We start from the raw sequence: 9,395 nt of genomic DNA, 5'->3' as shown, positions 1-9,395 counted from the left end.
CAAAGGAAAAAAGAACAGCAAGAGTGGTTTGATAAAGTGAAAGAGTGGATTCCATCATTATGGTGAAAAAAGAGGCGAATTTCATTATTCGCCTCTTTCTCATGTGAAAAATAAAGTGAGCTCATAATGAGTGAGATAAATGCTACTATTCATTAAGAGTAATGTTCGTACTGCCAAAGGATTGAGAATCGTATGTGACGATTATTTTTCCTTTACTAATCGGTTCGTAAGGTAATTCTTCTTCATAACTACCATTATTTTCATTATGGATAGACAGCGTGATTTCATCAATTCCTTTATTTGTATACTGATCTTTAATCGATTCAGCAATTTGAAGTAGAGTTTCGTAATTAGAAGCTTTCGTAATAAGCATTCCTTTTATAACTTTTTTTTCATTATTTGTGTAATTGGAATAAAGGATGTCGTTTTGTTTCGTATACAAAAGTTTGTATGGAACTGTTTTTCTCTCTGCTTTTGAAATAGTGGAATATTTTAGAGTTAAAAAAAATCCTACACATAAAATAATGCATATCATAAGTGCAATCCAAATGCGTATCGGTGACATAACTCTCATTTTTCATCCCTCTTTCATATCTTTGACTTCATTATTTATCATACAAAATGAGGATTAAGATAGAGTAAATTTGAGGTAAAGAAACGTAAAGAAGGAGCACTTATCCTCCCAAATAAGTGCTCCTTTTTATTAAAAGAGAGATTTAATACACAGTCAATTAAACATATAACTATAAATATGATTATTTGACGAAAATTAGTAAATTCGGAAGACGGTTAGTACTGCAGTTGTTTCACCTGTATTTGGAATAGAGATAGTATTTGCTGTAGGTTGTACAGAGATTGTTGTACCAGCTGTTAAAGTAATAATCGTTGAGAAAGAAACCGCACTACCGATAACGTTAGTTGAAAAATTACGACTAGGTGGTTGGCCATTAAATGAAAGACCGAAACCAAATGGTGAAGAGCCTGGGAATGTTGTAGATGCGGAGAAGTTAATATCGTATACACCAGTTTCTAAAACAGTTAGAGTATCAGAGCCGTTAAAGGAGAGGTTTGTTAATTCAAATGTTTCATTGAATTGTATATTGCTTCCTGGTGATACTGTTTGTGCATTTGTGTTACCTAAGACAGCTGTAGTTATAGGGATCGGAGTACCTGCTGGTCCTGTTGCGCCAGTAGCACCTTGAGCACCAGTAGCACCTTGAGCGCCCGCTGGACCTTGAGCACCAGTAGCACCTTGAGCGCCGGCTGGACCTTGAGCACCAGTAGCACCTTGAGCGCCCGCTGGACCTTGAATACCTTGAGCACCTTGAGGTCCAGTAGCACCTTGAGCACCTGCTGGTCCCTGAGCACCTTGAGGTCCTTGAGCACCAGCCGGACCTTGAGCACCGGTAGCGCCTTGAGCGCCCGCCGGACCTTGAGGTCCAGTAGCCCCCGTAGCACCAGTAGTTCCTCCACCTAGGCAACCAGATCCATATCGAACTAAGATAGCTTGAATTTCTGAAATGAGTTTAACGAGATTATCGATAGCACAGCAATCAATTTTGAATAACTTAGCGATATACAATAAATAATTAAGCAGGCTTTGTAGTTCAACGTATAATGCTCCGCATGAGAAAGGTGTTGTTTTTAAAATAGTTAATAGGTTAGCAATAATAGAATTTCCGATTTGTTTTTGTGCAGGAGACAAATCTAAGCAATTAAGGAATTTCTGTAGGTTATTTAGGACATCAATCAAGTTATTGATATTAACTTGAGAATGATTTTGAAAGACAGCTTGAATAGCTTGGCCAAGAACTTGAAGAAGTCTAACAAATTCTTTAAGTTCGGACTTAGAGATGTTGATATAACTACAAGCTCTTACTTCGCAACAATCATTACCATAAAATACTTTTCCTTTATTTTTATTGTTCATCTTTTCATTCCTTTCTTTTATAGAATAAATAGTCGTTACTATATATTAAAATGAAATTCAAATTAAATTCGTGATGGACAAACTACTATTTCTCAAAAAATAAGAAGTTTACCTACCTAACACGACCAATAAAAAAGTAGAAAAAAATCTATATGTTTTAAAGAGAATAAATTAGCATAAAAAACTCCCTTTAATTGTTAGAGTTTGCTTAACAATTAAAGGGAGTTCATAGAACAGCATTATCATTTTATAAGTTAATTGCTTCACGATTTACTTTAGGTAAAATCGGAATAGAGATAGTGAAGGTTGTACCGTCTGGAGCACTAGTCATTTTGAGCGTACCGTTATGATTTTGAATGATTTTTTTTGTTACTGACAAGCCTAGTCCTGTTCCCGAATCCTTCGTTGAGAAGAATGGATCAAAGATATATTCTTGAATAGCTGGAGGAATACCAATTCCGTTATCTGTGAAAGTAATCCGAACGAAGTTATCTAGGCGATAACTAGTGATTTGAATAGAAAGAGGTTTTTCGCCTTGAGCATCGACGGCATTTTGAAATAGGTTTAAAAACACTTGAACAAGTTCATGTCGATCAATATTGACTAAAATATCATCTAATTCATTAGAAAAGTTATAATCAATTGAAATGTTATGCAAGAAGACTTCACTAGCTAGTAACTGTTGAATATAGTCGCGTAAAAATGTATTGATGGGAAACGGTTCTCTTGTAAATTCACGTGTTTTTGAAATCGCTAAAAATTTTGTAATAATATTATTTGCACGATCTAATTCAGGAATAAGCAAGTTTTTAAATAATTCTTTATTTGATGGAGAAACACTTTCTTGTAAAAATTGTAAGTATCCGCGTACTGTTGTAAGAGGATTTCGTACTTCGTGTGCAATTCCAGCTGCGATTCGTCCTGCTAACGAAAACTTCTCTGCATCACGTTCTGTATTTAAATAATGAAAGACACTAATAACTCTAAAAATCTCACCGTTATAATCACGAATAATTCGGTTATTTATAATGCCATAGTTTTTGTCTAAAACTTCTTCATTATATATTTCTGTTCCGGTTCTTAATGTTTCAATTGCTTTGATTTTTTCTTCCGGCAAGTTTAGTAATTGTTGAATTGGTTTTCCAATAATATCATTGCGTATTACACCGAAATCATCTGCGGCAACTTGATTACATAAAGTAATATTCCCTTTATTATCGACAAAGGTTACATGATGTGAAAAAGCATCAAAAATATGAACAAGGTGTTTTTCAAGTTGTTCAAATAAAAATAATGAATCACAAGTAAGTTGAAAATTAGCGTCTTTATTCTCTTTTGGTATTTCTTGAATGGAATGAGTTGTTCTGGTTTTCTTTATTTGTAAACCAATATGTGGATTTTTGTATGTGAAATGATGTGGTAATTGATTCACAAGTTCTTCATAAAAACGTACTTTATTTTCTAGTTCTTCAATTCGTTTTTCATGAAATACAGTAGCATTGTTTGGAAGCATAAATAAATAACCCCTCATTTTAAAAATTCTTCCATATAGTATATCATATTTTTATAAGGATACTCTTAAAGAAAAGGCTACATGATGCAAAGTGTTTGGAAAATGAATAGAAGATGAAGTTAAAAAGGGAGGGATATATGTGCTGTTCATTGGGGTGACAGGATGGGGAGATCATAATTCTTTATACATAGATTCCTATGAAAATAGAAATAAATTACGAACATATAGCGAGTATTTTCCTATTGTAGAGGTGGATAGTTCATTTTACGCGATGCAACCTGCACGAAATTATATAAAATGGGCAATGGAAACGCCGAAAGATTTTTCTTTTGTCGTAAAAGCGTATCAGGGAATGACAGGACATATGAAAGGTGAAATTCCTTTTTCTACGTTCGATGAGATGTTTGATGTGTATAAACAGTCTATTCTTCCTTTAATAGAAGCTAATAAATTAAAAACAATTTTATTTCAATATCCACCATGGTTTGATTGCAAAAAGAAAAATGTAGATTTTCTTCGATATACGAAAGAAAAAATGGAAGGTTTACCATGTGCAATAGAATTTCGAAATCAAACATGGTTTTATCCAGAAATGAGAGATAAGACGTTACAGTTTCTAGAACAGGAGAAATGGGTTCATACAATTTGTGATGAACCACAGGCTGGAATAGGTTCGGTGCCACTCGTGCTAGAGGTTACGAATTCAGACATGGCATTAATACGTTTTCACGGTCGAAATGTTCATGGTTGGCTGGATAAAGGGGAAAATTGGAGAGCGGTTCGCTGTTTATATCGCTACAACAATAAAGAACTGGAAGAATGGATTGAACGACTAGAGCAATTAAAAAAGAAAACAAAGGATATATACGTACTGTTTAACAACAATTCAGGTGGGGATGCAGCAGATAATGCGAAACAGCTTATGAAAATGATGAACATTACATATGGTGAGCCGAAGCCGGAGCAATTAAATTTTTTTGAATGATAATAAACAAGAAAGGCACTGTACAAACAGGGGGAATGTACAGTGCCTTTCTATATGAAAAAGAGGGGTAACAATGTTACTGAGCGTTTGGTTGATTCATCAATTGTTGGCTTCATAATAAATGATAATGGTTATCATTATCATTGTCAATGGTTTTTCTAAAAATATATAAAAAACTTTGTATATTTTAAATAGAGATAAAAAAAGAACAGCGATTAATGCTGTTCTTTTCCGTTGACGAATTGTTGTAAATCAAAAGGAGTTATCGCTTGGATAAATTCTTTTGAGATAAGTGTTTGAACGAGAGTGCTCTTAGAAATAGAAGCACCTGTTTTCTTTTCATAAGCTTGTTTTAATAAATCAAGTTTTTCAGCCGTTTCTTGCGGTAATTCAATTGTAAGTGTGTTCATAATTTCTCCCCCTTATTATTAGAGTACCACTACAGTATAGGAGAGACAAGAAAAGAGAATATGAAATATAAAAAAGGTTACCATTTTTTTATATGGTAACCTTTTTTATGTATAAGAGCTATTAAGCAATACCGATATACTTTAAAGTTTTTGATGGAGTACTGTGATCAAAGAAGTGTTGTAAAAATGCAATATCAACACCTGATTTGTATGCACAATAGCCCCAAGTTTTTCGAAGTGTATGTGAGCTAATCCCTTCTAATCCAACTTCTTTTGCAGCTTTGTTTAAAATGTACCATGCATGTTGTCTCGTAATAGATTTTGTTCCTTTTTGAGATTTTAACAATGGTTCATTACGTTTCCAAGTTTTACGTTCTTTCATGTAGTCTTCGATTGCGTGCTGTAAGTCTTCATTTACAGCAAACCATTTATGTTTCTTCACTTTTTCATTGTAAAATAAAATGGAATGGCGAACATTTTCATTTTCATCGATTACATCACTAACTTTTAATTGTAAGATTTCACTTACTTTTAAGCCAGAATTTACAGCTAATACGAATAATAAGCCATCGCGTTTCGAAGATTGTAAAAGTATATTTTTGATAGTTTCTAATTGTTTTTCGTTTTGAATAGGTTGTCCTGCTTGTTTCATTTCACGCACTCTCCTCTTTTATATGTGTAAAGGAAAGGATTAACTTGTTTCTTACTATAAAGGGAGAGTGTGAATTTCATGTGAACTCCTAGTGAAATTAAGACAAATTATTTGACTTCTTTTACTTTTTGTAAATTGAAATAGAATACAACACTGTTAGTCGTATTATACACACCGTACTCGGCATGATGGAGGTCTAAAATGTTTTTTACAATAGATAATCCGAGACCGGTACCTCCGGTGTGACGGCTACGAGATGCATCTAGACGATAGAAGCGATCCCAAATTTTTTCAAGACTTTCTTCAGGGATAGGGTTTCCTGTATTTTCGATTTCGACTTTTACGGTATCTTCTGCTTCTATAATGGAGACTTGTATTTTTTCTCCATCTGGCGTATAACGAATTGCATTACTTAGTAAGTTCACAACTACTTGCTCAATACGACTACGATTTGCTTTAACAAGTATAGAAGGGTCTGCATCGACGTTCACTTGTAAATGCTTTTCTTCTATGCTAAATAATAATTTTGTATAGACTTGTTGCGTTAATTCACCGATTGAGAACGTCGTCATATCTAGTTTGTAAGTACCAGATTCTAACTTTGCTAATTCTAACATTTCAACAATCAGCCTGTTCATATTTTCTGTTTCTTCTAAAATAACATCAGTATAATACGATGTATCTTTACTAACACCATCTTTAATTCCTTCTGCAAAACTTCTAATTACACTTAGAGGTGTTTTTAATTCGTGTGATACGCCAGAAATGAATTCTTTTCTTGTTTTCTCTAATTGACGTTCACGTTCAATATCTTGTTGTAACTTTGTATTGGCAACATTTAATCGATCGATTCGATCTTTTAAATTTACAGATAATGTATTGATACTGCCGGAAAGCCCGCCAATTTCATCGTCGGCTGTAATAGGTAATTTCTCGCTGAAATCAAAATTAGCCATTTTTTTTGTAACACGATTCATTTTAATTAATGGCTTAACAATGATTTTTGAGTAGTAGAAGGATAACAAAATAATAACGAGAAACACGATGATTAAGGCATAAACATAATAATCTTTTAAAACGAGCATCGCTTCATTAACAGGCTGCAAAGATGCTATCGCAAAAGCGTATTCTGTAATCTTTCCGTTTTCCATAATAGGCTTTACAAAGATACTATTTTTTATATTTTCTCCGCCATCTAATATGAAAGTGTTTAATTGGTTCGAGTTAGAAGTACCATCTCTAATAATATCTGCAAAATATTGAACGGCTTGTAATGTTTCAATATCATTTGCAAGACGAACCTCAGCTTTGGATGGGAGCTGTAACTTAGTTATAACACCTGTAAAGACGATGCGAGTTGTAGATTTGTATCGGCTCCCAAGTCTATTCTTAGAAGGGTTACCATTAATTGACTGGAAATCCGAATAGAAATGTTCGTTTTGCCATTGATTGTAATTCGTTCCTAATTTTTGTGGTGTGATTATATTATTTTCTTGTACGACTCCATCAACATTGATTATTACATCTTTTTTTAAACCTAAATTTTCGAATTTATTATATTCTTCTGGTGTTAAAAGATTATTGAGTGGAATGGAATACTGTTTAGTATCGTTGGGATTATATACATAGATATAGTAATTGTTATCACTTTTAATAATACCGTTAGAATCCAAAAACTGCATATCGGCATTTGTTTTATCATGAAATTCTTGTTTTAGTTTTCTAACTTTTTCATAACTTTTATCACTTTTGTCATAATTATCTACGAATTTTTCAAAAGCAGTTTGGACTGTTTTTACTTTTTTATTAATATAAAATTTCTCTAAAAATAGAGATTGTCCTAGGAAAAAAAGTAGGAATATGATTGTAAATAAAGTTGATGTTAATAAAAATAGTTTAAAGACGATACTTCTGTTTTTCACTGCGTCACCTCTTATGAGAAATACTGTAAATGATTTCTTTATCCCGCTTTAACCGGCAATAAGACTCCCACTTCAAAATTCGGCAAATACAAGAGAGTTAGGTGGGAGATCAACTGCCCGTAAAAGTCCGATTGGCTCAACTCATAATCAGTGGGGAATGGGAAAAATCCCCACTGATTAAAGTTTCACTTTATTATAACAAACGTTACAAGAAAGTAGAGGGGAGAAATCTGTCTCTTTATAAAATAGTTATTTATAAAAAGTCACATAAAAAGAACTCACCAGACGTATGACGAGTTCTTTAATGTATTATTGTTGAATTGCTGCATCTAAAGCGATTTCAATCATTTCGTTAAATGTAGTTTGACGCTCTTCAGATGTTGTTTCTTCGCCAGTGAAGATGTGATCGCTAACTGTTAATACAGATAATGCATTTACACCGTATTTCGCTGCTAATGTATAAAGAGCAGTTGTTTCCATTTCTACTGCTAATACACCGTAATCTCCAAGTTTTTTAACCATGTCCATGCTTTCGCGATAAAACACATCTGCTGTTAAAACGTTACCGACACGAACGTGTAATCCTTTTTCAGTTCCAGCATCGTAAGCTTTCTTTAAAAGATCAAAGTTTGCAGCTGGCGCGAAATCAAATCCTGGGAATGTTAAACGGTTCATATTAGAATCAGTACAAGCCGTCATTGCGATAATAACATCACGAACTTTTACATCTTTTTGAATTGCACCGCAAGTTCCAACGCGAATTAAATTTTTAACTCCGTAGCTTTGGATTAATTCGTTTACATAAATAGAAATAGAAGGAACACCCATACCTGTACCTTGAACAGATACACGTTTTCCTTTATAAGTTCCAGTGAAACCTAACATACCACGTACGTTATTATAGCAAGTAACGTCCTCTAGAAATGTTTCAGCGATATATTTTGCACGTAATGGATCACCAGGTAATAGAATAGATTCAGCGATTTCGCCTTGTTTTGCTTCGATATGTACACTCATGAAAAGTCCTCCTTATAATGTATTGATAGAAATCAATATCATTTGCATTATACACTACGAATCCTTTCAATTAAAATCTTTTTATTATTTGTAATATGTGCAAAATAGGAGGATTTCATAAATCATAATCTAGAATATATATCTTAAGAAGTTTTGTATGAATAGAGACAATAAAAATGGTAGGTGATGTTTTGAAAAATCTTGTCATTGGGCTTATTGCGTTAGTACTTATTGTGGCAGGAGGATTTTACATAAAAAAATATCAAGAAAACGAAGAGACTGTAGGAGATGTTCAGGAAGTAAAGTGGGATGTTTCAAATGGAAAGGGAAATGAGAAAGTAGATATTGTATTTCAGTTGTTAAACAAAAAGAATAATGAAATTCGTGGTGTAAATGATCAAATTCGGGCAGTGATTGTAGACGGACAGCTAAAAAACATACAACAAATTAAACCTACATTTGCAGGGAACGGGTCATATAAGTTATCTTCCAAAATAGCGAAAGACGAAGAATATACAATATTTTTATACGAAGATAAAAATAAGTCCGTAGAGTCATTCGCTAGGAAAGATTTTGGTAGAACGAAAGAGGAGAATAATAAGAAAAAAGTGAAATTTCCAATCGACAGTGTACTTACAAAAAAAATAGGAGATTATGAAGTTTCTCTTTTATTTGGAGCATTACATCCGAATGAACCAGTTACGTTAACATTTCAGTTTCAAGCGAAAAAGGGTGAAAAATTGAAATTACATTCAGAGAGAGGAGAAGTAGAGTCACTCTATATCGTGGATGAAACGAAGGAGAACTTTTTATACGCTATGCCTGTAGATACGGATGAGCAATTACAATACCGGATTACATTTCCTGCCGAGGGCACGTATAAAATGTGGGGGGATTTCTATATAAATGGTAAGAAGTATGAAAAAGAATTTATTGTACAAGTGCAAAAAAGAAAAAACAGCTAAG

Annotated in this window: 9 protein-coding genes; 2 read left to right on the top strand and 7 right to left on the bottom strand. The window is 33.4% G+C overall.

Annotated features, from left to right (window positions below):
- Positions 1 to 145: 145 nt before the first annotated feature.
- The 3 genes from MR170_RS08565 to MR170_RS08555 form a co-directional block, all read right to left on the bottom strand.
- Positions 146 to 574, bottom strand: coding sequence for a hypothetical protein (locus tag MR170_RS08565; RefSeq protein ID WP_043938521.1), 429 nt, complete (start codon positions 572 to 574; stop codon positions 146 to 148).
- A 195-nt stretch (positions 575 to 769) separates the two neighbouring features.
- Entirely contained in the window at positions 770 to 1,930 is a 1,161-nt protein-coding gene (locus MR170_RS08560) for a Gly-Xaa-Xaa repeat protein (protein ID WP_242307935.1), read from the bottom strand.
- A gap of 247 nt (positions 1,931 to 2,177) precedes the next feature.
- Positions 2,178 to 3,443: an ATP-binding protein gene (locus MR170_RS08555; RefSeq protein ID WP_242307934.1), complete on the bottom strand. Its 1,266-nt coding sequence runs from the start codon at positions 3,441 to 3,443 to the stop codon at positions 2,178 to 2,180.
- A gap of 139 nt (positions 3,444 to 3,582) precedes the next feature.
- On the opposite strand from MR170_RS08555, the gene MR170_RS08550 reads away from it, so the two are divergent.
- Positions 3,583 to 4,428, top strand: coding sequence for a DUF72 domain-containing protein (locus MR170_RS08550; protein ID WP_016082293.1), 846 nt, complete (start codon positions 3,583 to 3,585; stop codon positions 4,426 to 4,428).
- A gap of 215 nt (positions 4,429 to 4,643) precedes the next feature.
- Here the strand turns inward: MR170_RS08550 and MR170_RS08545 are convergent, their stop codons facing one another.
- The 4 genes from MR170_RS08545 to deoD form a co-directional block, all read right to left on the bottom strand.
- Positions 4,644 to 4,838: a DUF3924 domain-containing protein gene (locus MR170_RS08545; RefSeq protein ID WP_029441834.1), complete on the bottom strand. Its 195-nt coding sequence runs from the start codon at positions 4,836 to 4,838 to the stop codon at positions 4,644 to 4,646.
- 121 nt (positions 4,839 to 4,959) lie between these two features.
- Positions 4,960 to 5,490 carry a tyrosine-type recombinase/integrase gene (locus MR170_RS08540; protein WP_000806236.1) on the bottom strand — a complete coding sequence of 177 codons (531 nt, stop codon included), beginning with the start codon at positions 5,488 to 5,490 and terminating at the stop codon, positions 4,960 to 4,962.
- 107 nt (positions 5,491 to 5,597) lie between these two features.
- A complete protein-coding gene (locus MR170_RS08535; protein ID WP_242307933.1) occupies positions 5,598 to 7,412 on the bottom strand; it encodes a sensor histidine kinase in 1,815 nt (604 codons plus the stop codon).
- Between the two features lie 309 nt (positions 7,413 to 7,721).
- The gene (deoD, locus tag MR170_RS08530) at positions 7,722 to 8,429 is read right to left on the bottom strand and encodes a purine-nucleoside phosphorylase (RefSeq protein WP_000110707.1); all 708 of its coding nucleotides are present in this window, start codon (positions 8,427 to 8,429) and stop codon (positions 7,722 to 7,724) included.
- 176 nt (positions 8,430 to 8,605) lie between these two features.
- Between deoD and MR170_RS08525 the strand changes: the two genes are divergently transcribed.
- Positions 8,606 to 9,394 carry a hypothetical protein gene (locus MR170_RS08525; RefSeq protein ID WP_043935494.1) on the top strand — a complete coding sequence of 263 codons (789 nt, stop codon included), beginning with the start codon at positions 8,606 to 8,608 and terminating at the stop codon, positions 9,392 to 9,394.
- Position 9,395 lies beyond the last annotated feature (1 nt).

This window comes from Bacillus cereus group sp. BfR-BA-01524 (assembly GCF_022662595.1).
Classification (GTDB): domain Bacteria; phylum Bacillota; class Bacilli; order Bacillales; family Bacillaceae_G; genus Bacillus_A; species Bacillus_A thuringiensis_S.
Note: the sequence above shows the minus strand (reverse complement) of the source record. Positions and strands in the feature narration are given on the sequence as shown.

Bases quoted from the DNA above. Each gene is read 5' to 3' on its own strand.
- MR170_RS08560 (WP_242307935.1), bottom strand. From the start codon at position 1,930: ATGAACAATAAAAATAAAGGAAAAGTATTTTATGGTAATGATTGTTGC.
- MR170_RS08540 (WP_000806236.1), bottom strand. From the start codon at position 5,490: ATGAAACAAGCAGGACAACCTATTCAAAACGAAAAACAATTAGAAACT.
- deoD (WP_000110707.1), bottom strand. From the start codon at position 8,429: ATGAGTGTACATATCGAAGCAAAACAAGGCGAAATCGCTGAATCTATT.
- MR170_RS08555 (WP_242307934.1), bottom strand. From the start codon at position 3,443: ATGCTTCCAAACAATGCTACTGTATTTCATGAAAAACGAATTGAAGAA.
- MR170_RS08545 (WP_029441834.1), bottom strand. From the start codon at position 4,838: ATGAACACACTTACAATTGAATTACCGCAAGAAACGGCTGAAAAACTT.
- MR170_RS08525 (WP_043935494.1), top strand. From the start codon at position 8,606: ATGGTAGGTGATGTTTTGAAAAATCTTGTCATTGGGCTTATTGCGTTA.
- MR170_RS08565 (WP_043938521.1), bottom strand. From the start codon at position 574: ATGAGAGTTATGTCACCGATACGCATTTGGATTGCACTTATGATATGC.